General features: G+C 63.1%; 21 protein-coding genes and 1 pseudogene. 14 read left to right on the top strand and 8 right to left on the bottom strand.

What is annotated here, in order from left to right; genetic code table 11:
• Positions 1–487 precede the first annotated feature (487 nt).
• From AC0V7N_RS02395 to AC0V7N_RS02380, 4 genes and pseudogenes are all read left to right on the top strand, one after another.
• Positions 488–1,372 carry a DMT family transporter gene (locus tag AC0V7N_RS02395; protein WP_475454364.1) on the top strand — a complete coding sequence of 295 codons (885 nt, stop codon included), beginning with the start codon at positions 488–490 and terminating at the stop codon, positions 1,370–1,372.
• 78 nt (positions 1,373–1,450) lie between these two features.
• Entirely contained in the window at positions 1,451–2,473 is a 1,023-nt protein-coding gene (locus AC0V7N_RS02390; protein WP_081850252.1) for a LacI family DNA-binding transcriptional regulator, read from the top strand.
• Positions 2,470–3,452, top strand: a pseudogene (locus tag AC0V7N_RS02385) (2-hydroxyacid dehydrogenase). The gene AC0V7N_RS02390 and the pseudogene AC0V7N_RS02385 overlap by 4 nt, the downstream one beginning before the upstream one ends.
• A gap of 83 nt (positions 3,453–3,535) precedes the next feature.
• Positions 3,536–3,934 carry a hypothetical protein gene (locus tag AC0V7N_RS02380; RefSeq protein WP_475454360.1) on the top strand — a complete coding sequence of 133 codons (399 nt, stop codon included), beginning with the start codon at positions 3,536–3,538 and terminating at the stop codon, positions 3,932–3,934.
• Here the strand turns inward: AC0V7N_RS02380 and AC0V7N_RS02375 are convergent, their stop codons facing one another.
• Entirely contained in the window at positions 3,935–4,708 is a 774-nt protein-coding gene (locus tag AC0V7N_RS02375) for a gamma-glutamyl-gamma-aminobutyrate hydrolase family protein (RefSeq protein ID WP_475454358.1), read from the bottom strand. It abuts the gene before it with no gap.
• Positions 4,709–4,972: 264 nt separating this feature from the next.
• Here AC0V7N_RS02375 and AC0V7N_RS02370 point away from each other — a divergent pair, with 264 nt between their 5' ends.
• The gene (locus AC0V7N_RS02370) at positions 4,973–6,082 is read left to right on the top strand and encodes a TRAP transporter substrate-binding protein (RefSeq protein WP_027040577.1); all 1,110 of its coding nucleotides are present in this window, start codon (positions 4,973–4,975) and stop codon (positions 6,080–6,082) included.
• 54 nt (positions 6,083–6,136) lie between these two features.
• On the opposite strand, the gene AC0V7N_RS02365 is transcribed toward AC0V7N_RS02370, so the two are convergent.
• The 5 genes from AC0V7N_RS02365 to AC0V7N_RS02345 form a co-directional block, all read right to left on the bottom strand.
• Entirely contained in the window at positions 6,137–6,511 is a 375-nt protein-coding gene (locus tag AC0V7N_RS02365) for a VOC family protein (protein ID WP_475454356.1), read from the bottom strand.
• 350 nt (positions 6,512–6,861) lie between these two features.
• Positions 6,862–7,890 (bottom strand): zinc-dependent alcohol dehydrogenase family protein, encoded by a 1,029-nt coding sequence (locus AC0V7N_RS02360; RefSeq protein ID WP_475454354.1) that lies wholly within the window; start codon positions 7,888–7,890, stop codon positions 6,862–6,864.
• Positions 7,891–7,903: 13 nt separating this feature from the next.
• Entirely contained in the window at positions 7,904–9,697 is a 1,794-nt protein-coding gene (locus AC0V7N_RS02355) for a TRAP transporter large permease subunit (protein WP_496627685.1), read from the bottom strand.
• Positions 9,694–10,278, bottom strand: a complete 585-nt coding sequence (locus AC0V7N_RS02350; protein ID WP_475454350.1) for a TRAP transporter small permease subunit — start codon at positions 10,276–10,278, stop codon at positions 9,694–9,696. Before AC0V7N_RS02350 ends, AC0V7N_RS02355 begins: the two co-directional genes overlap by 4 nt.
• 182 nt (positions 10,279–10,460) lie before the next feature.
• Positions 10,461–11,366, bottom strand: a complete 906-nt coding sequence (locus AC0V7N_RS02345; protein WP_475454348.1) for a branched-chain amino acid ABC transporter permease — start codon at positions 11,364–11,366, stop codon at positions 10,461–10,463.
• Between the two features lie 151 nt (positions 11,367–11,517).
• On the opposite strand from AC0V7N_RS02345, the gene AC0V7N_RS02340 reads away from it, so the two are divergent.
• From AC0V7N_RS02340 to AC0V7N_RS02315, 6 genes are all read left to right on the top strand, one after another.
• Positions 11,518–12,129: a CGNR zinc finger domain-containing protein gene (locus AC0V7N_RS02340; protein WP_475454346.1), complete on the top strand. Its 612-nt coding sequence runs from the start codon at positions 11,518–11,520 to the stop codon at positions 12,127–12,129.
• Positions 12,110–12,661, top strand: a complete 552-nt coding sequence (locus AC0V7N_RS02335; RefSeq protein WP_475454344.1) for a hypothetical protein — start codon at positions 12,110–12,112, stop codon at positions 12,659–12,661. The genes AC0V7N_RS02340 and AC0V7N_RS02335 overlap by 20 nt, the downstream gene beginning before the upstream one ends.
• A 211-nt stretch (positions 12,662–12,872) precedes the next feature.
• Complete coding sequence (locus AC0V7N_RS02330) at positions 12,873–16,352, top strand: indolepyruvate ferredoxin oxidoreductase family protein (protein ID WP_475454342.1); 3,480 nt, start codon at positions 12,873–12,875, stop codon at positions 16,350–16,352.
• A gap of 136 nt (positions 16,353–16,488) precedes the next feature.
• A complete protein-coding gene (locus AC0V7N_RS02325; RefSeq protein WP_496627684.1) occupies positions 16,489–18,813 on the top strand; it encodes an EAL domain-containing protein in 2,325 nt (774 codons plus the stop codon).
• Between the two features lie 297 nt (positions 18,814–19,110).
• Positions 19,111–19,842, top strand: coding sequence for an N-acyl amino acid synthase FeeM domain-containing protein (locus tag AC0V7N_RS02320; protein ID WP_475454340.1), 732 nt, complete (start codon positions 19,111–19,113; stop codon positions 19,840–19,842).
• A 117-nt stretch (positions 19,843–19,959) separates the two neighbouring features.
• Entirely contained in the window at positions 19,960–20,109 is a 150-nt protein-coding gene (locus AC0V7N_RS02315) for a DUF3096 domain-containing protein (protein WP_080680904.1), read from the top strand.
• Positions 20,110–20,198: 89 nt separating this feature from the next.
• Here AC0V7N_RS02315 and AC0V7N_RS02310 read toward each other — a convergent pair whose 3' ends face one another.
• Entirely contained in the window at positions 20,199–20,306 is a 108-nt protein-coding gene (locus AC0V7N_RS02310; RefSeq protein WP_475454337.1) for an alpha/beta fold hydrolase, read from the bottom strand.
• Complete coding sequence (locus AC0V7N_RS02305) at positions 20,285–21,013, bottom strand: alpha/beta fold hydrolase (RefSeq protein ID WP_475454335.1); 729 nt, start codon at positions 21,011–21,013, stop codon at positions 20,285–20,287. The genes AC0V7N_RS02310 and AC0V7N_RS02305 overlap by 22 nt, the downstream gene beginning before the upstream one ends.
• Positions 21,014–21,273: 260 nt before the next feature.
• On the opposite strand from AC0V7N_RS02305, the gene AC0V7N_RS02300 reads away from it, so the two are divergent.
• The 3 genes from AC0V7N_RS02300 to AC0V7N_RS02290 all read left to right on the top strand — a co-directional run bounded on the left by AC0V7N_RS02300 (position 21,274) and on the right by AC0V7N_RS02290 (position 23,290).
• Positions 21,274–21,498 (top strand): aa3-type cytochrome c oxidase subunit IV, encoded by a 225-nt coding sequence (locus AC0V7N_RS02300; protein ID WP_172220556.1) that lies wholly within the window; start codon positions 21,274–21,276, stop codon positions 21,496–21,498.
• An 87-nt stretch (positions 21,499–21,585) separates the two neighbouring features.
• The gene (locus AC0V7N_RS02295) at positions 21,586–22,977 is read left to right on the top strand and encodes a Re/Si-specific NAD(P)(+) transhydrogenase subunit alpha (protein ID WP_475454333.1); all 1,392 of its coding nucleotides are present in this window, start codon (positions 21,586–21,588) and stop codon (positions 22,975–22,977) included.
• Positions 22,865–23,290, top strand: a complete 426-nt coding sequence (locus AC0V7N_RS02290) for an NAD(P) transhydrogenase subunit alpha part 2 (RefSeq protein ID WP_140660057.1) — start codon at positions 22,865–22,867, stop codon at positions 23,288–23,290. Before AC0V7N_RS02295 ends, AC0V7N_RS02290 begins: the two co-directional genes overlap by 113 nt.
• The last annotated feature ends 4 nt before the right edge of the window (positions 23,291–23,294 follow it).

Here is a 23,294-nt window from a genome sequence, read left to right as displayed (position 1 = left end):
ATGATCTCGCTCGCCGTGTCGGTGGGATTGAAGTGAGGGTCTGACGAGGTGGCCCAAGTTCAGGGCATAAAAAAAGGCCCCGTCAGGAGCCTGCTTACCGCGCATGGGTGCTTCCGCCGGATGGTTACACCATCCTGCCCATGCGCTCCCTTACGACGATCAAAGCCATTGCGATCATGGCGTCAGAGCTAGGCGGAAAGCCGCATGTCGTCAAGGCAGCATGCTTACGACGTCGATCAACAGCAGAGACAATGCATGTAGCCTGTTCTCACGCTTGGCCCGAGCGGGGGGCAGCGGTTTGGGCCATCATGCGAGACGAGGGCTGGCTAAGCCTGCCGGCGCGTCTTGTTGTGCCAGACGCTTTTGGCTTGCCGGCAAGCGACAATTCCCGCAAAGGTGGGCTTCAGCCCAGCTTTTCCCCGGCCTGCAAGTGAATGCTTCCCAAAAATATCTAGAAAGCGCGACGCCGCCGGTGGCGATCCTGTGCATGCTGACCACCTACGTCTTCTTCACCTTCCTCGACACCTCAAGCAAATATCTTGTCCTCGCCGGCGTTTCCGCGCTGATCGTCGCCTGGGTGCGCTTTGCCGTGCATGTCGTGCTGGTCGGCACGCTGCTGCGCGGCTGGCGCCAGCCGGTGCGGTTTCGCCCGGTCAACCTGCCGGCGCATGTGCTGCGCGGTGTGTTCCTGTTCGGCTCGACCATGGGCAACGTCCTGGCCCTGCGCTCCCTGCAACTGGCCGAGACCACCTCGATCTATTTCTTCGGACCGATGGTGATCACGGCACTTGCCGGCCCGCTGCTCGGCGAATGGGCTGGCTGGCGACGCTGGCTGGCCATCTTGGCCGCCTTCGTCGGGGTTCTGATCATCACAAGGCCAGGCGTCGGTGTTTTCGGCATCGGGCATCTCTTCGCACTCGGCTCGATGCTGTCGAACTGTTTCTATGTCATCATGACACGACGCATGGCGTCGACCGAGACGTCGGAAAGCCTGATCCTGTTCTCGGCGCTGGCGCCGGTGGTGCTGCTTTTGCCCATGCTGCCGTTTTCCTTCTCGCTGCCGCATGATGGCTGGCACTGGTTCGTGCTGCTCATGCTTGGCGTGTTCGGCGGTGTCGGGCACTGGCTGCTGGTGCAGGCCTATCGGCTGGCGACGACCACGGCGTTGGCGCCCTATCCCTATTCACAGATGGTGTGGATGATCATTTCCGGCTGGATCGTCTTCAAGCAGTTCCCCGACCGCTGGACGCTGGTCGGCGCCGCCATCATCGTTGCCAGCGGCCTCTATATCGTCCACCGCGAGCACCGGCTTCGGCTGCAGAGCCGCGCGGCCTCCGATGTCGAGGCCGAGGCGCTGGCAAAAAAACTTTGATTTGCCCCCGATCGGTGGCATAACGCCGCCTTTAAACAGTTTAGGTCGGAATTCAGGTCGTTCGGGGAGCGCAAAGCGCTGGCACAAAAAATCAAGCTTTCGACGATCGCCGATGCACTCGGCGTGTCCACGGCCACCGTGTCGCTGGCGCTGCGCGACAGCCCGCTGGTTGCGGGCTCGACGCGCGACCGCATCAAGGAACATGCGCGCGCCATCGGCTACATCTACAACCGCCGCGCCGCCAGCCTGCGCACTTCGCGTTCGGGCATTGTCGGTGTCGTCGTGCACGACATCATGAACCCGTTCTTCGCCGAGATCCTGCGTTCGATCGAGAGCGAGCTCGACCGCAGCCGGCAGACCTTCATCCTGTCCAACCACTACGACCAGCTCGAAAAACAGCGCACCTTCATCGATACGCTGCTTCAGCTCGGCGCCGACGGCGTCATCATGTCGCCGGCCATCGGCACCCCGGCTTCCGACATTCTGATGGCCGAGGAAAACGGCCTGCCGGCGGTGCTGATCGCCCGGACCGTCGAGGGCGCCGACGTGCCGGTGTTTCGCGGCGACGACTCTTATGGAACAGGCCTCGCCACCAACCATCTGATCTCTCTCGGCCACAAGCGCATCGCCATGATCGGCGGCACCGACCAGACCTCGACTGGCCGCGACCGCTATCAGGGCTATGTCAATGCCATGGAGGCGGCCGGCCTGGAGGTCAGGCCGTCCTGGCGCATCGCCGGCCCGCGCACCAAGCAGGCCGGCTTCGAGGCCGCCGGGCAGTTCCTGGCGCTGAAGGACAAGCCGACCGCCGCCTGTTGCTGGAACGACCTTGTTGCCATCGGCCTGATGAACGGCATTGCCCGTGCCGGCCTGGTGCCGGGCATCGACATTTCCGTCACCGGCTATGACGATCTCGAAGAGGCGGCGATCGCCACGCCGGCGCTGACCACCGTCTGGAACGGCCAGCGCGAGGTCGGCCGCCGTGCCGCCAGCGCGCTGCTCGACAAGCTCAACGGGCAGACGGTGCGGCCCTCGCAGGAATTGATCAAGCCGGAACTGCATGTGCGCCAGTCGACCGGCAAGCCGGTGGAGCGTGCATGACCAAGGCCGAACAGCTGCAAGCCGTCGCCATTCTGGTGCCGGCCGACTTCAGCGACCATGCCGTCAGGCGTATCGACCGGACCTTCAACCAGGTCAGGATCGAACGCGCCGATCCGGTGCTGGTCACCGACGAGATGCGCCGCACGGTGCGCGGCATTGCCTCCTTTGCCGGCATCAGCGCCGCGATGATGGATGCCTTGCCCAATCTCGAACTCATCGCCTCCTTCGGCGTCGGGTATGACTCTGTCGATGTCGGCCATGCGGCGGCGAAAAACATTATGGTCACCAACACGCCCGACGTGCTGACCGAGGAGGTCGCCGACACCGCGATCGGGCTGCTGATCAACACGATCCGTGACCTGCCGCGCGCGGAAAACTGGCTGCGTGACGGCAGCTGGCTGCGCAAGGGCAACTATCCGCTGAGCCGGCTGACCTTGCGCGCCCGTCGCGTCGGGATTTTCGGCATGGGCCGCATCGGGCAAGCCATTGCCCGGCGGCTTGAGGCGTTCGGCCTGCCGGTCGCCTACCACAACCGGCGCCGCGTCGAAGGCCTTTCCTACCAGTACCACCCGACGCTGAAGGACCTGGCCGAAGCGGTCGATACGCTGATTTCAGTGGCGCCTGGTGGGGCTTCGACGCAGAAGGCGGTCAATGCCGAGATCCTGTCGGCGCTCGGCGCCAACGGCGTCTTCGTCATATCGGCCGCGGCAGCACGGTCGACGAGGCCGCACTGGCGGCAGCGCTTGCCGACGGCACCATCGCCGCCGCCGGGCTCGATGTCTTCGCCGACGAACCGAACGTGCCCAAGGCGCTGCTCGATGCGCCCAACACGTCGCTGTTGCCGCATGTCGGCTCGGCCTCGGAGCACACGCGCCGCGCCATGGCCGATCTCTGCGTCGACAATCTGGTGTCGTGGTTCAGCGGGCGTCGGCCGCTGACACCGGTGCCGGAGACGGCGCATGTGAAAGCGCCCGGCTGAGTGGCAGTTTGCCACATTTATTAACGCCAGCTTAACCCTTTGAAATCATTCTTCATCCTGTCCGAGTGCATGGATGAAGAATGATGAAAGTGCTTTCCGCATTGATCGCAGCCGCCGCCCTGTTTGGCGGCGTTCAACTGTTTCATGACGGCAATGGGGAAAGCGTTGCCAATGAGGCCGCGCCGTCCAACACCTACAGGCTGGTCGCCAATGGCGATGAGGCAGCCTGCGCGGTCAGCCGCGGGGCCGAAATTTCGGATGGCTTGTCCCTGCTTACCGTTGCTCCGACATGCCGTCGCCTGCTGCCTGGCATAGAACGGGCAAAGTTTTGGCGTGAACAGAATGACGGCACCGTCGCCTTCAGCACCAACGGCGTCGATCCGATTGTCACCTTCAGCGTTGCCGACGGAGATGGCTACGAGTCCTACGCCCCGGCCACGCCGTTGCTGTCACTGGCGAGCGATCGGAAGACTGACGACTGACTATTCCGCAGCAGCCCGCGAGCCAGCCTTTGCCACCGCGTGCAGGCGCACGGCATCGCCGAAGGCGCGAAAAATCTTGACCGAGTTGCTGTCCGATTTGACCCAGTATTCCGGATGCCACTGAACGCCGACGGCAAAGGCGCGGGCGCCCTTGACCGAAACCGCTTCGACCGTGCCGTCCGTGGCAACTGCCTCGATCTCGAGCTTCGACCCCAGCCGGTCGATCGCCTGGCGATGCAAGGAATTGACCTTGATGTCACCGGCACCGAACACGCCGGCCAGGCAGCTGCCTGGCTTGATCGAAATCGTCTGGTGGATGGCGAAGCGTTCGTCCTGCTGGTCGCTCACCGGTGCGCGGTGGTCGAGCGAACCCTCGCGCTCCTGGATCTCGGTGCCCAGCGTGCCGCCAAGCGCGACGTTCAGCTCCTGGATACCACGGCAAATGGCGAGCAGCGGCACGCCGCGTTCGATCGCCCGGCGGATCAGCGGCAGCGTCGTGGCGTCACGCGCCGGGTCATAGGGACCGTTGGCTTCGCTGGCATCGCCACCATAGAGCGAGGGATGCACGTTGGATTTCGACCCGGTGACCATGACACCGTCGACCGAGGACAGAAGTTCGTCGAAGTCGAGCCTGTCGCCGAACGATGGCACCAGCAGCGGGAACACGCCGGCGCCGGTGATCGCTGCTTCCAGATATTGCTGCGGGGCGGCATGCCAGGTGTAGTTGTCGAACTGACGGACGTCGGTTGATATGGCGACGAGCGGTTGGTGCATTTTGGGTCTGTTTTCCATCGGGCAAAGGATGTCCTGCCTTCAAAATAGGCGATCTCCAGGCATTTTTCCATGCCAAGTTTCAGCGTGTCGCATAGGCCACGAAATCCCCTGTTAGACTATAGTTGCAGGGTCGCATGGCTTGGTTACCAAATCCGGCCGCCGTGCTGGACTAGACCTCTTGCCCGTGTATTGTTTCGGCCAACCGATGCGGGGAGCCGAGGATTTCCCGAAAATCGGTCTGTTGATCCAAAAGGGAGGAATTGCATGGATCGTCGTTCATTCATTCGCAAGGCCGGCGTGACCGGCGTCGGCGCCGCCGCAGCGGCGGCAACGCTCGCCGCTCCGGCAATCGCCCAATCCAATCCCAAGGTGACATGGCGGCTGGCGTCGTCCTTCCCGAAATCGCTCGACACCATCTATGGCGGTGCCGAAGTGTTCTCCAAGATGCTGTCGGAAGCCACCGACGGCAATTTCCAGATCCAGGTCTTTGCCGCCGGCGAACTCGTGCCCGGCCTGCAGGCCGCGGACGCCACCACGGCCGGCACGGTCGAGGCCTGCCATACGGTGGCATATTATTACTGGGGCAAGGATCCGACATGGGCGCTGGGTGCTGCGGTTCCCTTTTCGCTCAACGCGCGCGGCATGAATGCCTGGCACTACCATGGCGGCGGCATTGATCTGTTCAACGAGTTTCTTGCCACGCAAGGTCTTTTCGGCCTGCCCGGCGGCAACACCGGCGTGCAGATGGGCGGCTGGTTCCGCAAGGAGATCAACACGGTCGCCGATCTCTCCGGCCTCAAGATGCGCATTGGCGGCTTTGCCGGCAAGGTGGTGCAGAAGCTCGGCGTCGTGCCGCAGCAGATCGCCGGCGGCGACATTTATCCGGCGCTGGAAAAAGGCACGATCGACGCCGCCGAATGGGTCGGCCCCTATGACGACGAGAAGCTCGGCTTCTACAAGGTCGCGCCCTATTACTACTATCCCGGCTGGTGGGAAGGCGGCCCGACCGTCCATTTGATGTTCAACAAGGCGAAATACGACGAGCTTTCGCCGGCTTACAAATCGCTGCTGCGCACCGCCGCGCAGGCCGCCGATGCCGACATGCTGCAGAAATACGACTATGTGAACCCAGCGGCGGTGAAGCGGCTGGTCGCCGGCGGCGCCAAACTGCGTCCGTTCAGCCAGGACATCATGGCCGCCTGCTTCGAAAAGGCCAACGAAGTCTATGCCGAGATGGAAGCCTCCAACGCGCCGTTCAAGAAGATCTGGGAATCGATCAAGGGCTTCCGCAAGGAGCACTATCTCTGGGCACAGGTGGCCGAGTACAATTACGACACCTTCATGATGGTCCAACAGCGCAACGGCAAGCTGTAAAAACCATCCCATCGCAAGAAAGACCCCGGGCGACACGCCAGGGGTCTTTCTTTTTCAGGTCGGCGAGCAACCGACCTCGACCAGAATTCCGCCCGGAGCAATGCAATAGAAGGTCTTTGAGTTGAAGCCGCCGCGTGTCAGGTCCTCGACCTTGCCCGGCGTGAAGCCTGCCGCGGTCAGTTCGGCCTGCTTGGCGTGCACCAGGTCTGGGCTGTCGACCAAGAAGCCGACGTGAAAGCCGTCAGGGTAAGCGGCGGGTTCTCCCTTGCCTGGCGTCATCAGGTTGAGGGCAAAGCCGTCGGCTCCGCGCAGGATCGCGAAGGCTTGTCTGCCGCGCATGGCGACGAGTTCGAAGCCGAAATAGCTGGTGAAGAAGCCGGCAAGAGCCGCGACTTCTGATGTGATGAGGTTGAGGTGGTTCAGTTTCATGGTCTTGGTCCTGTCACGGTTGAAACGCGGACAGGCTTGACTGCAGACCGAGAACCGGCGGGACCGTGGCATCAGGAAATCCGGACATGACCCAACCGGCCCGCGGGCTTTCGCCTCGCTTGCCGGCCGCGGGTTCTCCCGCACGTTCATGCGGCGAACAGGCCCCCGCCGAGCATGATCCCGAAAAGTGGCGTCCGGTTTCACGGACAAACGGCTTCCGTTTGTCCAGAGATCATGCTCGAAAAACAGAAGAGACCGGACTACCGAACCGGTCATGTCTTTTTCGGCGCGGCTTGAATAGCCGATCGGCGGGGTGGCGGCAAGCGGCCCCGGCGCGATTGGCCTTTGACTCAGGCCCGGCTTGGCACCACCAGCACCTTGACCTCGCCGGACGCCGGCGGATTGGCGATCACATCAGCCGCATCTTCGAGCGGCACCTGCCTGGAGATCAGCCGGTCGATCTCGATCGTGCCCGACGCGATAAGTTCGGCGGCGCGGCGATGCGTGTAGGGATTGAGGAACGAGCCAACCACCTTCAATTCCCTAAACAACAGGTCGAAGGGCTCGAATTCCGCCTTCAAGCCTTGCGGCGTCACGCCGACGATAACGACCGTGCCGCCGGCCCTTGCCAGCCGCATCGACTGCTCGACGGTCTCGGCCACGCCGGCGCATTCGAACACCACGTCGGCACCGCCCGGCATCAAGCCCGCCGGTCCGGCGATGGCATCGATGACATCGCCGGCGGTGGGATCGACCGTCACGGTCGCGCCGAGCGCCTCTGCAAGCGCGCGCCGCGAAGCCTGCCTGGTCGACAGGATGATGGTGGTGGCGCCGGCCAGCCGCGCCAATTGTACCGTAAGCAGGCCGATCACGCCGCCGCCCAGCACGACCACCGAACTGCCAGGCCTGATCTCGGCCAGATCGACGCCATGCAGGCAGCAGCCAAGCGGCTCGCAGAATGCGCCATGCGTCGCCGGCAAGTCCGCGGGCAGGATGAAGGCCTGCTTGTGCGGCAGAACGACATAGTCGGCAAAGCCGCCGTCGCGATGGATGCCGATGGCATTGAGATTGCGGCAGAGATTGACCCGGCCGGCATGGCAATGCGGACATCGCCCGCAGGCGATGTTGGGATCGCCGGTGACACGGTCGCCGACGGCAAAGCCGGAGACGGCGTTGCCGATCGCCTCGATAATGCCCGAAAACTCATGCCCGGGCGTCACTGGTGGCCGGCAGGGGAATTCACCATGGAAAAGGTGGCGGTCGGTGCCGCAGACACCGCAGGCCTCGATACGCACCAGAATCTCGTCCGGGCCGGGGACAGGTTTGTCGACCTCGCGCAGCGCAATGCTGCCCACCGCCTCCAGCCGCACTGCCTTCATGGCGTTGCCCCCATCAGTTGAAGCTCGGCGGCTGCGAAAGGTCCGGCGTCGGTGTCGCCGGCTTGGCCGGCGGCGAATCGCCGAAACTCGGCGGTTGCGACAGGTCCGGCGTGCCGGGCGCTGCCGGTGCGCCACCACCATTGGCAGGAACTGTGCCACCAGCCGGCGGAGTACCGAGCGGCGACAGGCCGGGCACTTCCGGCACCTTGTAGTCGATCGTGCCCGGATCAATCACTGTGCCCTTATAGCGCATCACCATTTGCGGGAAGGCGATGGTCAGTCCGATCATTACCACCTGGATCAGGACGAACGGCACCGCCCCCCGATAGATCTGCCCGGTCGTCACCGGCGCGATCTGCTTGCCGGTGAGGCGGTCGAGATAGGGCACGCGGGCGGCCACCGAACGCAGGTAGAACAGCGCGAAGCCGAAGGGCGGGTGCATGAAGCTGGTCTGCATGTTGACGCCGAGCAGCACGCCGAACCAGATCAGGTCGATGCCGAGCTTGTCGGCTGCCGGCGCCAGCAGCGGCACGATGATGAAGGCCAGTTCGAAGAAGTCGAGGAAGAAGGCCAGGAAGAAGACGAGGATGTTGACGCCGATCAGGAAGCCGACTTCGCCGCCCGGCAGCGAGGTCAGCAAATGCTCGACCCAGATGTGGCCGTTGACACCGTAGAAGGTGAGCGAGAACACCCGCGCGCCGATCAGGATGAACAGCACGAAGGACGACAGCCGTGTCGTTGAGGTCAGTGCCTGCTTGATCACGTCCAGCGACAGCCGGCCTTTTGCCGCCGCCATGATCAATGCGCCGACGGAGCCCATGGCGCCGCCCTCGGTCGGGGTGGCGATGCCGAGGAAGATGGTGCCAAGCACCAGGAAGATCAGTGCCAGCGGCGGGATCAGCACGATGACCACCTGCTGCGCCAGCCTGGACATCATGTTGAAGTTCAGGCGTTTGTCGGCAATCGCTACGATGTAGATGAAGAGCACCCCTACAGCGGCACCGAGAATGTCGGCATTGTCGCCATGGGTTGGCGCGAGATAGCGATACGCTGCGTAGGAAACCGCTACTGCGACCAGCAATGCCACCAGCAGCGACAGAACGCCGTGGCCGAGCGTGCGTGCCTCGAGCGGCAGCGCCGGCACCATTTTCGGCCGGAAGATCGACACAATGAGAATGTAAAGCGCGTAGAGACCGGTGAGCACGAGGCCCGGGATCAGTGCGCCGGCATACATATCGCCGACCGAGCGGCCAAGCTGGTCGGCGAGCACGATCAGCACCAGCGAGGGCGGGATGATCTGGGCAAGCGTACCGGAGGCGGCGATGACGCCGGACGCCAGCCGGCGGTCGTAGCCGTAGCGCAGCATGATCGGCAGCGAGATCAGCCCCATGGCGATGACCGATGCAGCCACCACGCCGGTGGTCGCCGCCAGCAGCGCGCCGACGAAGATCACTGCGTAGGCGAGGCCGCCGCGAATCGGCCCGAACAGCTGGCCGATCGTGTCGAGCAGGTCCTCAGCCATCCCCGATCGTTCGAGCACGATGCCCATGAAGGTGAAGAACGGAATGGCCAGCAGCGTGTCGTTCGACATCACCCTGCTGCCGTAGAAATTATCCGGCAGTGCGTGCAGAAGCGGCCAGGCGAGGTTGATCGATCCACCAGAATAGGGCGAGAGGAGCACGCCGATGAAGAAGAACATCAAGCCGTTGGCGGCCAGCGAGAAGGCCACGGGGTAGCCGATCAGCAGGAAGATGATCAGCGAGGCGAACATGATTGGCGCCATGTTCTGGGCGATGAACTCCATCATGAGCGCACCTCGTCGGCCAGTGCCTTGGCTTCGAGTTCGGCTTGCTCGTGTGCCGACACGAACGGATTGGGGTCGTCCATGTCGCCGCGCATGATGGCGATCTTCTTGATGATTTCGGAGATGCCCTGCAGCGCCAGCAGGAAAAAGCCGACCAGCAGGATGGCTTTGGCCGGCCAGATGATCAGCCCGCCTGAATTGTTGGACATCTCGCCGCTGCGGAACGACAGGGACACGTAGGGAACGAAGTAGAACACCATCAGCGTCACGAACGGCATCAGGAACAGGACATGGCCGAGAAGGTCGATCCAGTGCTGCACGCGGCGTGAGAACAGGCCGTAGACGATGTCGATGCGAATATGCTCGTTCTGCTTCAGCGTGTAGGCGGCGGCCAGCATGAAGGCGGCTCCGAACAGATACCATTGCAGCTCCAGCCACGCATTCGACGAAATGTCGAAGATCTTGCGGATGACGGCATTGCCGGCGCTCACCAAAACCGCCAGCAGGATCAGCCAGGATACCGATTTGCCGATGAATTCGTTGACGCGGTCGATACCCCGCGACAGAGCGAGCGGCCCTTCCATGCAGTCCTCCCTTGTATCGGCGGTGCACCGGCTCCCCCTGCCGTCACGCCGCGTGGCCCAACGGTATGCCGCGCGTGGCCGGACGGGTCAACACGGGCGGGAGCAGCAAATCGGTGTTGGATGAAGGGCGGGGCCGGACAAGGGCGGTCTGTCCCCACGTCATGCAACCAAAGTCTGATGGTTCAGACGACCTTGCCGGTATCGCGGCCGGCGCCGATCAGGATCAGCATGGCCACCAGGAACAGGTACATCCAGGCATCGCGCCATTCGACCGGGAAATAGCCGGCCCACAGCGATTCGGCCATGCCGAAGGCGGCGGCACCCAGGGCCGCCCGTGGCGGCGAGAGATAGCCGCCGACCGCCGTCACGAACAGGATCTTCAGGCCGTAGACGAGGCCGGAACCGAAGCTGACATTGCCATAGTAGAGGCTGGCCATGACACCGGCCAGGGCGGCGCAGAAGCCACCGAGCAGCACGGCATGCCGGAACACGCGGCGCACATCGACGCCGCACAGTGCCGCGGCTCGTGGGTCGTCGGAAACAGCGCGCCAGGACCGGCCGAAGTTCGAGCGGGCAAACCCCCGGGTGGCGAGTGCGACTGCCGCCAGCACCACCGCGCAGTCGAGCACCTGGATCAGTGTCAGCGTCGCTTTGAAGCCGGCGCCTTCAGCGAAGACGATGGGTTGGGCAAGCATTGGCGGCAGCCACAGATCATGGGTATCGGCCGCGATGCGGCTTGATTCCGACAGGACGATCAGGATGCCCAGCGTCGTCACCACGATGGCATTGGGCGTGCGGTCGGCCAACGGTTCGAAGACGCTGCGCGACAGGACATGGCTGATCAGCGCGGCATAGAGCAATGCCGCGACGACGCCGAACAGCACCGACGCCAACAGCGTCAGCCACAGCACCTGGTAGCCGAAGGCGACGCTCAGGATCATGACCTGGCCGCAGAAGGCGAACAGCGCGCCATAGGCGAGGTTGGTGCGGTGCAGGATGCCGTTGGTCAGCACGTAGCCGAAGGCGAGCAACGCATAGAGCGCGCCCGAATGCAGCCCGTTCAGCACCTGCTGGAAGAAATAGAGCATGCAAAACCCCAGGAGCATGTCGATCAAAACAGCGCGGCGGCTTTGGGACAACGACATGCGCAAGACAAAGGCTGCGGTGACCGCGCCCATGTGAAGGTTTGCATTGCCGAATCTAACTTGTCAAATGCGATTTATCGGTTAGATTTCTGGCATGACGGTATCCTGGACCCCACACCGCTTCACCGGCGGTATGCTTGCGCTCGACACGGCCAACACCGTCGTGCTGCGCGGCGATCCGGAGAAAACCTTCGACCGCTTCGATGATCCGGCCGAGATTGCCCGCTTCGCCGATGCGGCCACCGGCTTTCGCGCCGCCGAGCTCGGCGACAGGCGGCTGGTGGTATCCTCGCCCACGGCAATCGCGCCCGTCGTGCTGTCGATCCGCGAGACGACCGACCGGCTGTTTCGCGGCGCGGTGTCGAAAGGCGCGGTCGCCACCGCTGACCTGCCCGAGTTCCTGCGCGCCTGTGCCGAGGGCCTGGCCGGCAGCCGGACCGAGATCGGTGCGGCGGGAAGGCCGTTCGGGAACCCGGCGACACCGATCGCCTTCGAGGCGGCGCTGGCGGTTTCGGCCCTGTCATTGCTGCGCGACGACACCGTCGCAAAGCTCAGGATCTGTCCCAACTGCACCTGGCTGTTCGTCGACAGGAGCCGCAATTCCAGCCGCCTTTGGTGCGACATGGCGGTGTGCGGCAACCGTCAGAAGGCAAGTCGTCACTATCGCCGCCGCCGCTTGGCGGCCAATGAGGTCAAAGATGCTTAAAAGGTTTTCCCGTCCGATCGTTGTCGGCGCCGCATTGATTGCTGCCGCTGCGCTCGGCGCCTGCCGCGACACCGGCAAGGAAAGCGAAGGCAGGCTGTTCGAAATCTCCGGCAAGATATTCGTCTTCAACTACCGTCTCGCCAGGGCAACCTATGTCGTGACATTGCGGCCCTTGCAGCCGATGGGAGAGGGCCAGGTCGCAGTCGCCAGCTTCCAGGATCCCGCTGGCGGCGCGCCGCTGGTGGTCGAGCAGAAGGTCTGGCCGAAACTCGACAAGGTGACCCTGGAAAGCCCGGCGCTGACCTGCATCGTCAAGAACAAACCCTATGCGATCGCCATCAGCATCAAGGGCTCCGACGGTGCGGTCCTGCAGAAGATCGACACCACATTGATGTCGACGGAGGATCAGTCGGTGTTGCCCGACCGGCCGCTGGTCATCGACCAGCTCTACACGGCCAATCCCGACCTGGTCGGCCATCCCGACGGCAAGTTGCCGGGTGAGCCGAAGCCGGATTGCTCGAAAGCCATCTAGGGCGCAGCGGCAACTGCTGAAATTTTCGTGCGTCGGGCAACGTGCGCAAGTCGGTTTCGTACCGGTTCGGGAATGGCGGCGGACTGTTCGTTTCGCGTTGCCTGGCACCTGCGATTTTGTTTGACCTGCCTTGCAAGGGGAGAAAGGATGCGTCATCCGACTCCGACGTTGGCTGCCTGCCCCCGCGCGGCCTCCGCAGAGGAAATGCCTGATGACGCTGCATGATGTCGCGCTCGACGACAAGTTCGACCTCGGAAAGGAGCGCATCTTCCTGTCCGGCGCGCAGGCGGTCATCCGCATGCTCCTGATGCAGCGCGAGCGCGACCGCCGTGTTGGTCTGAACACGGCCGGTTTCGTCTCCGGCTATCGCGGCTCGCCGCTCGGCGGCCTCGACATGCAGCTGTGGAAGGCGAAGAAGCAGCTTGCCGGAGCCGACATCGTCTTCCAGCCCGGCCTCAACGAGGAGCTTGCCGCCACCGCTTGCTGGGGGTCGCAGCAGACGGAATTGCTGGGTGAGGGCACCCATGACGGTGTCTTTTCGGTCTGGTACGGCAAGGGTCCGGGCGTCGATCGTTCAGGCGACGTCTTCCGCCACGCCAATCTCGCCGGCTCGTCCAAGCACGGCGGTGTGCTCGCCCTGATGGGTGACGACCATATGGCCGAATCCTCGACCAACGCACATGCCACCGAGTTCCTGTTCGTCGACACCATGGTGCCGATCCTCAACCCGGCCGGCGTCCAGGAGATCATCGACTACGGCCTCTACGGCTTTGCCATGTCGCGTTTCGCCGGCACCTGGGCGGCGATCAAATGCGTCAAGGACAACATCGAATCGACGGCCTCGGTCGATGCCTCGCTCGAACGGCTCAACATCGTCGTGCCGGAGTTCGACATGCCGCCGGGCGGCCTCAACATCCGCCACGAGATCGACATGCTGGGCCAGGAGGAGCGGCTGCATGAGTACAAGCGTGCGGCGGCCTCAGCCTTCATCCATGCCAACGGGCTGAACCATATCGTCTATTCCGGCGGCCGCAGCCCGAAGCTCGGCATCATCACCTTGGGCAAGAGCTATCTCGATGTCCGCCAGGCGCTGGAGGATATCGGCATCGACGAGGCGGCCGCCAACCGCATCGGCGTGCGGCTGTTCAAGGTCGGCTGCCCCTGGCCGCTCGACCTGCATCACATCGCCGACTTTGCCCGCGGCCTCGACACCATCGTCGTCGTCGAGGAGAAACGCTCGCTGATCGAGGTGCAACTGCGCGAAAGCCTCTACGGCACCGCCATGCAGCCGGTCATCGTCGGCAAGAAGGACGAGCGCGGCGACTGGCTATTCCCTGCCAAGGGTGCGCTCGACCCCAACGAGATCGCCATTGCCCTTGGCGAGAGGATCGTCAAAACCATCGGTCCGTCAGAGGAGATTTCGGCGCGGGTAGGCAAGCTGCGCCAGTTTCAGGCGATGCTGGCGGACGCCACCGACATCGGTTCGCGCACGCCCTTCTTCTGTTCGGGTTGCCCGCACAATTCCTCGACCAAGGTGCCGGATGGCTCCATCGCCGCCGCCGGCATCGGCTGCCATTTCATGGCGCTTTGGATGGACCGCAACACGCTGGGCTTCACCGCCATGGGCGGCGAAGGCGCGCAATGGGTCGGCCAGGCGCCGTTCTCGAAACGCGGCCACATCTTCCAGAATCTCGGTGACGGCACCTACAACCATTCCGGCACGCTGGCGATCCGCTTCGCCCTGTCGAGTGATGCCAACATCACCTACAAGATCCTCTACAACGACGCGGTGGCGATGACCGGCGGCCAGCCGCATGAGGGCGGCCTGACGGTGGATATGATCGCCAGGCAGGTGCGGGCCGAGGGCGTCGACCGCATCGCCATCGTCACCGACGAACCGGACAAATATGCCGGGAAGGCCGAATTTCCGGCCGGGGCCACCATCCATCACCGCGACGACCTCGATCTCGTCCAGCGCGAGCTGCGCGACGTCAAGGGCGTCTCGGTCCTGCTCTACGACCAGACCTGCGCCGCCGAAAAACGCCGGCGCCGCAAGCGCGGCACCTTTCCCGATCCCGACAAGCGCGTCTTCATCAACGAACTGGTCTGCGAAGGCTGCGGCGATTGCGGCGTGCAGTCGAACTGCGTCTCCATCCAGCCGGTCGAGACCGAATTCGGCCGCAAGCGCAAGATCGACCAGTCGAGCTGCAACAAGGATTTCTCCTGCGTCAACGGCTTCTGCCCGTCCTTCGTCACCGTGCACGGCGCCAAGATCCGCAAGGCTGAAGGCCTGGCCGGCAAGACCGATCCGCTCGACGGGGTGCCGACGCCTGCCGAATTCCCGCTGGGCGAGCAAGGCTGGGCGGCGATCATTGATGGTGTCGGCGGCACCGGCGTCGTCACCGTCGGCGCCGTGCTCGGCATGGCGGCCCATCTCGAGGACAAGGGCTGCGGCATGATCGACATGGCTGGCCTTGCCCAGAAGGGCGGCTCGGTGTTCACCCATGTCCGCATTGCCCGCACGCCGGACGACATCCACGCCATCCGTGTTTCGGCGGGGAAGGCCGATCTCGTGCTTGGCTGCGACCTCGTCGTGTCGGGCGCCAAGAAGGTGCTGACGGCGGTGCGCGAGGGCCACACCATCTTCCTCGCCAACACCGCCGAGATCATGCCCGGCGAGTTTGCCCGGTCAGCGGATTTCTCGTTGCCGATCGAACGCCTGAAGAAGGCGATCCGCACCGCCGCCGGCGACGACAAGGCGCATTTCTTCGATGCCACCCGCACCGCCACCGCGCTGTTCGGCAATTCGCTCGGCGCCAATATGTTCATGCTCGGCTTTGCGTTCCAGCATGGCGGCCTGCCGCTGTCGGCGGAAGCTGTTGAAAAGGCTATCGAATTGAACGGCGAAGCGGTGGCGATGAACATCGCCGCCTTCCGTTGGGGCCGCCGGGCGGCACACCAGCCGGATTTCGTGCGCGGCCTCGTCGCCCAGCCGGGCAAGGCGGGACAAACCGCCCCGGTCGCGCAGACGCTGGACGAGATCATTGCCCGCCGTGTCGCCTTCCTGACTGCCTACCAGAACGCCGCCTACGGCAAGCGCTATGCCGACAGGCTGGCGCTGCTGCGCGCCGCGGAAGCCAAGGCCGTGCCCGGCTCGACCGCCGTGACCGAGGCGGCGGCCAGGAACCTGTTCAAGCTGATGGCGATCAAGGACGAATACGAGGTGGCGCGGCTCTATACCGACGGCTCCTTCGCCGCCGAGCTGGGCAAGCAGTTCCAGAGCTACGAGAAACTCGAATTCCACCTCGCGCCGCCGATCATGGGACGTCGCGGCAATGACGGAAGCCCTCGGAAATCGAGCTTCGGGCCCTGGATGATGAAGGGTTTTCGCCTGCTGGCGGCGCTGAAGGGCCTGCGCGGCACTGCTTTCGACCTGTTCGGCTACACCGCCGAACGGCGCAGGGAACGGCAGCTTTTGGCACAATATGAGGCGGATCTTGAGCTCGTCGCCAACTCGCTGACGCCTGATAAGGCCGATGCGGCGGTCGCTCTCGTCTCGGTCCCCGCGCTCATCCGTGGTTATGGCCATGTCCGGCAGGCCAGTGCTGAAAAGGCCGCGGGCGAGCGCTCCCGATTGCTCCAGCGCCTCGCAAACGCTCCGGCGGGGCCGGCACTTCAGGCCGCTGAGTGAAGGCCTTGTTTACCTGAAGCTTGATTTCCGGGCCTGTCCTGCCTTTGCGCGCCTTCGGCAACCGAGCCGAAACCACTGTTCTAAGCCTTTCTTAAGGCGGATGTGGGATGACGAGGCCTAGCGTTGGGCCGACGACATGGGCAGAACAAAGACCGAAAACATCCCGGCGGATGTTTACATCCAGTTTGTGCGGTCGTTGTTCGACAACGCCCACATGCTGGTGATTGGCGGCGTCTGCTACTGGATCCTCGGATTCATGATCTACTTCCGCACGCACAATCCATTGTTCCTGGCTTTCTCTTTTACTCTGCTGTCCATCAGCCTTTTCCGCTACTTCGGCATTCGTGACTTCCGAAAGGCGGGCGGTGTAATAGCCAATGTCCAAGAGGCGCAGCGCTGGGAGCGCAACTACATCCTCAAGGGCAGCCTGCAGGGCCTCGGGTTGGGCGCGCTGTGCTTCATATCGATCTATGTTTATCCCGATCCCTTTGCCGAACTGGCCGCGACGTCGCTGGCCATCGCAACCTTGGTGACGGTTGTTGGCCGGAACTACGGGTCTCCGCTCATGGTGCGGATTTTCTCCGTGACCTTCATTGGCCCGGCAGCACTTGCACTCCTGCTGCGCATGGATGTCCCTTCGGTCGTTCTGGGCTTGATGATCATCCCGCTGACGTTCATCACGATCAACAGCGCCGACCACGTCCGCGACGTGCTTTTCTCGGCGGTCATCGGCCACAAGGAAGCGAGGAAGCTGGCGCACAGGTTCGATCGCGCTCTCAACACCATGTCGCACGGCCTTGTCATGCTCGGCCCCAACGGCCGCGTGGCGGTCGCCAATGCCGAAGCCGCCCATCTGATGTCGCTCAAGTCCGGGGATGCGCTGCTCGGGCGATCGATCCACGGTCTTTTGATGCGTGGTGTCGCCGGCGGCATGCTGGCGCCGAAGGATTGCCGCTATATCGAGGCCCAGCTGACACGCGCCCTGCGCGAGGGCCGCGACCGCAAGGTGCTCGTGTCCCTCGCCAACGGCCAGCACTATGAATTCTCGGCCCGCGAAGGCAGCCAGGAGTTGGGGGTCATTACCTTCGAGGACGTGACGGCGCGTGTCGAGGCGGAAGACAAGATCCGCTTCATGGCGCGCTACGACAATCTCACCGGCCTGCCCAATCGCGCCTATTTCCATGAACTCGTCGGCGAGGCGATGGCGTCCGGAGACCGCGACCGTCTCTGCGGTCTGGCCGTGCTCGACCTCGATGATTTCAAGAGCGTCAACGACACGCTCGGGCATCCGATCGGCGACGGGTTGATCTACGCGGTTGCCGAGCGTCTCGCCGGCGTTGCGGGGCAAGGCATCACCGTCAGCCGTTTCGGCGGCGACGAATTCATGGTCTTCTTCGACCGCATCGAGGATGAAAGCGATCTGACCGCGCAGATCGACGAGATCTTTGCGGCATTGCAGGGCGAGGTGGACGTCGCCGGCCATGGGCTGCGCATCCAGGCCAGCGGCGGCGCGGTATTGGCACGGGTCAAGGACAGCGATGTCGACGCCATGATCGTCAAGGCGGATCTGGCGCTTTACAAGGCCAAGGAGCTTGGCAAGAACGGCTGGCGGCTGTTCGAGGCGGCAATGGACGCGGCGTTCCGCAACCGCCAGCTGATGAAGGCGGATCTGCGCAGCGCGGTGGAAAGCAAGAGCCTGCGGGTCGTCTATCAGCCTATCGTGTCGATGAGGACCATGCGCATCGCCAGCTGCGAGGCGCTGTGCCGTTGGGATCATCCCGATCTCGGGCCGATTTCGCCCGGCATCTTCATTCCGCTCGCCGAGGAAATGGGCATCATTTCCGAGATCAGCACCTTCGTGTTGCAGGCAGCCTGCACCGAATGCGCCAAATGGCCGGATCAGACCAGTGTCTCGGTCAACCTGTCAGCCAAGGATTTCCGCAATCGCGACGTCATCCAGAAGGTTCGCGATGCGCTGGCCAGTTCCGGTCTCGCCGCCGGCAGGCTGGAGATCGAGGTCACTGAAACCGCGCTGCTCGACGACAAGTCGTTGACGCGGCAGTACATCGAGGAGTTGAAGCAGATTGGCGTTCGCATCGCGCTTGACGATTTCGGCACCGGTTATTCGAGCCTGAGCTACCTGCACAAGCTGCCGCTCGACAAGATCAAGATCGACCGCTCGTTCCTGATAGATGTCACCCAGAATCCGCGTTCGTTGGAACTGCTCAAGGGCATCGTCAACCTGTCGCGGCCACTGGGACTGTCCGTGACCGTCGAAGGCGTCGAGACCTTTGAGCAGCTCAAGATCCTGGCCTTGCAGGTCAAACCCGATCTCGTGCAAGGCTTCCTGTTCGGTGCCGCGCTCAGTGCGTCGGGTATCGAGACCATGTCGAATGTCACCTGGCCATTCGCCGCTGACCTGCGTCCCACCGGCAAACGGACAGCCCAATTAGTGCCGTGATTTCAAGCACTGCCAGGCGCGGGCGCCAAGATGATCCTCAGCCTGATATAGCCTAGCTCACGCACCTGGTTGTCGATGGAGGTGCAATGTCCCGGAGGCCATGACCCCATCCTTCTCCGGCGCATTGTTCATTAGGGCATTCTAAGATAAGTGTTCAGCCGTTAAGGTTAACATAAGGTAAATCAACAACATCTAAATTTCAGCTTGTGTCTCATTTTGACTCGAATAGCCTATCCGCAGGCGGAATTTCGAGGACAGATAATGGAAGCTGCAAGGCCTGCAAGGGATGCGTCTGGCGTGGTCAGGGCAGCCGGGGATTCGGTGCTGAACCGATCGATGATGCAATTGCTGGAGCATGTCGATTATCGCCTCATTACCGGAGGCGAGGATTTGGAGGCGATTTACCGGCTTCGCTACAAATCCTATCTGCGCTCGGGCATGTGCGGCCCAATCGCCAGCGGGATGTTCGAGGATCGCTGGGACAATCTGCCCAATTCCTACCGGTTCGGGGTCTATTTCTACGGCGAATTGGTCAGCACGATCCGCTTCCACTACATTTCCAGCGAGCACCCGAATTCGCCCTCCGTCGATGCCTATCCGGAAATATTGCTCGAGCGACTTGCCCGCGGAGAAACCTTTATCGACGGAACCCGGTTTGCAACCGATCCCGACAGCGCGCCGGCGCCCGGAGTGCTGCCGTTCCTGACACTCAGGCTTGCCATGGTGGCCTCGCTCTATTTTGGCCAGAACTCGGTGCTGACACCGGTCAAGGTCGAGCATTCCAATTTTTATTCACGTTATTTCAATGCCATACAGCGGACCGAGGCTAAGGAATTTCCCGGCGTTCTTACCCGGATCGCCCTGTTCGAAATCCCTGCCGGCGAAAATATGCACCAGACACTCGAACGGTTCCCGTTCTTCAGGTCGACGCCCATGGAACAGCGGCTGATGTTTGGCAATCCGGCCATCAATCGACTGACACCCTTGTCCATCGTGCCGACAGCGAAATATTATCGCGCCGCCGCGTAGGCGCCCCTATTTTTGCAAGGCGTCTGGAGCCTTCCGGCCAGATCCGCGTTCTGATGACGGCGGCGCGCCTCCGCTCTGCCTTTGTCATCCCATCGGATCTGCCAGAAGGACCCCGACATGCATATTTCCCAGCTCGCGCTGACGCCGCTTATCTCGCTGATCGCCGGCGTGCTGATCCTCGTCATGCCACGACTGCTGAACTATATCGTCGCGCTCTATCTGATCGTCGTTGGACTGCTCGGGCTTTTCCCGCATCTTGCCGGCTGAAGCCGGAGCAATCCCAGGAAAAGTGTGAAGCGGTTTTCCCGGGAAAACCGCATAGCGCTTTCCCTTGGGAATTGCGTCAGCATTGACTGTCAGCCGGCGAAGAAGCGCAGCGCCGCGGCGACGATCGCCTCCGGCGCGTCTTCCTGCATCAGATGGCCGGAGCCCGGAATAAGCGTCAGGCCGCAATTCGGCAGCATGGCCGCGAGCTTTGGCCGCTTTGCGGCGGTATCCAGCGGTCTTCCTCTCCCCACAGCAGCGCGACTGGGCAGCGGAATTTGCCGTAGAGCGGTTCGACCTCGTCGGTGAAACGCTGATCCATCTGGGCGATCTGCCGATAGAAAGCCGGCTGGCCAACGGGTCCGGTCCATGGCGTGATATAGGGTTCCAGATCGCTGTCGGACAAAGATTTGGCCGCGGCGCCCGAGATATACGCTTTCAGGATCGCAACCTGTATGTAGTCCGGCATGCCGACGAAGGCGGCCTCATGCTGACGGACATGCTGGACAAAGGGCGAACCCCACGGCCGCACCGCCACAGGGTCGATCAGCAGCAGCCTGTCATAGTCGCAACCGTCGATCAGATGCGCGCGCAACGCCGTGGCGCCGCCGAAATCATGGGCGATGATCTTGGGCCGGTCGAGTTTCCAGAAGGCCAGCATCGCCGCCAGCGCCTTGTTCTGGATGCCCAGCGAAACGTCCCGGCCTTCCCGTTTGTCGGATCGCCCATATCCGGGAAGATCGTAGAAATACAGCGTATGGTCGCGCGCCAGTTCCGGTGCGACGCGATGCCAGACATGCGAGGAGAACGGCGTACCGTGCACGAGCACGATCGGCGGGCCTGAGCCGGCGGTTCCCCACGCGATGGTCGTGCCGCTCCAGTCAAATGTCTGTGTGGGTATGATCATTGCGCTTCAACCCGCCGTTCATGCGGCGACGATAGTCCCTCGCGACAACGTCCAGAACCGCCAAATTCTCACAGCAGGTTCAACGAGGTTCACATGATGCGGGTGGACGGCCACGGCAGGGCTCCTATCATGCAAGGGATCGGCCGGCAGTTTCAATTTTCCCTTGAGGCAGTTGTCGGCCCCAATGCGGCAATAGCGCCATTGCTCTCGGCCCGGCTTTTCGGTATGTGCCTGAAAGATGTCTTCGAAGGGGTATTCCTATGGCTGATCACTCGCCGACCGGTCCTGTCGAACTGGGCGCGAAGATGGACTATGCCGAACATGACCGCACCTATGCGGGCTTTCTCGCGCTGGCCAAATACGGATCGCTTTTCTGCGGCGCGTTGCTCATCGCGATGGCTTTCGGCTTCTTTGCGGCCGGTTTCTTCTCGGCGCTTATCCTGTTCGTCCTGATACTGGCCGTCGGCGCCTTCATTCTGCGATAGACCTTCCAAAACCCCGTTGCCATTGACGTTGCCGGATATTCCGGCCGACACTTTGCGCAAACAGGTTCCAGCCGAAAGGATCATGCGGTGGGACAGACGGTTTTCATCCCTCGTGAGCTTGATGCGAACGAGCCGCGGGTCGCGGCCTCGCCCGATACGGTCAAGCGGCTGGCGGGGCTGGGCCTCGATGTGATTGTCGAAACCGGTGCCGGCACAAGGTCGCGCATCCCGGACGAAGAGTTCGCCAAGGCAGGTGCTGCCATCGGCAAGGCTTCCGATGTCGCCAGGGCCGATGTCGTGCTGAAGGTTCGCCGGCCGACGGACGCCGAGCTGAAGAGCTACAAATCCGGCGCGGCGGTGATCGCCATCATGGATCCCTACGGCAACGATGCCGCAGTAGCGGCTCTGGCCAAAGCCGGGGTGACTGCGTTCTCGATGGAATTCATGCCGCGCATCACCCGCGCGCAGTCGATGGACGTCTTGTCCTCGCAGGCCAACCTTGCCGGCTATCAGGCGGTTATCGACGGCGCTTCGGAGTATGATCGCGCCTTGCCGATGATGATGACGGCGGCCGGCACGGTGCCGGCGGCGAAGGTCTTCATCATGGGTGTCGGCGTCGCCGGCCTGCAGGCGATCGCCACGGCGCGCCGCCTCGGCGCGGTCGTCACCGCCACCGACGTGCGCCCCGCCGCCAAGGAACAGGTCGCCTCGCTCGGCGCAAAATTCCTGGCCGTCGAGGACGACGAGTTCAAGGCCGCCGAGACAGCCGGCGGCTACGCCAAGGAAATGTCGAAGGAATACCAGGCCAAGCAGGCGGCGCTCACCGCCGAGCACATCGCCAAGCAGGACATCGTCATCACCACGGCGCTGATCCCCGGCCGCCCGGCGCCGAAGCTGGTGTCGGCGGCGATGGTCGCCTCGATGAAGCCGGGCTCGGTGCTCGTCGATCTGGCAGTCGAGCGCGGCGGCAATGTCGAGGGCGCTGAAGCCGGCAAGGTCGTCACCACGGCAAACAACGTCAAGATCGTCGGCCACCTCAATGTGCCCGGCCGCGTCGCCGCATCCGCCTCGCTACTCTATGCCAGGAACCTGTTCGCTTTCCTCGAGACGCTGGTCGACAAGACGACCAAGACGCTTGCCATCAACCGCGATGACGATCTGGTCAAGGCGACGATGCTGACCGATGGCGGCAAGGTCGTTCATCCGGCCTTCGCCAAGGTCGACCAGCAGCCGCATGTCGAACCCGCGGCGATCCCGGCCACGACCATGGTCGCCGATGCTTCCGCGCCTGCCGCGCCTAAAAGGCAGCGGCAAAGAAAACTGCCGCATCCAAGTCGCCCGCGTCCAAGTCGAAAGGCACAGCGTGATGGATCAGACCCTGCAGAAAGCCCTCGACCAGCTCGACCAGGCAAGTGCCGCCGTCAGGCTTGCGGTGCAGAACCTGGCCAACGCTCCAGGTGGTGCCGATGCGGCGGGTGACGCCGCGCACGCGCTCTCCGGCGGCGCCATCGATCCCTTCGTGTTCCGTTTCGCCATCTTCATCCTGGCGATCTTCGTCGGCTACTACGTTGTCTGGTCGGTGACGCCGGCACTGCACACGCCGCTGATGGCGGTCACCAACGCCATCTCCTCGGTCATCGTCGTCGGCGCGCTGCTTGCGGTCGGTATCGCGGCTTCCGGTGTCGCCGCAGGCTTCGGCTTCGTGGCGCTGATGTTGGTCTCGGTCAACATCTTCGGCGGCTTCCTGGTCACCCAGCGCATGCTGGCCATGTACAAGAAGAAGGACAAGTAGAGCG

Source organism: Mesorhizobium kamtschaticum, assembly GCF_056174585.1.
This window is presented reverse-complemented; position numbering and strand designations above follow the sequence as displayed.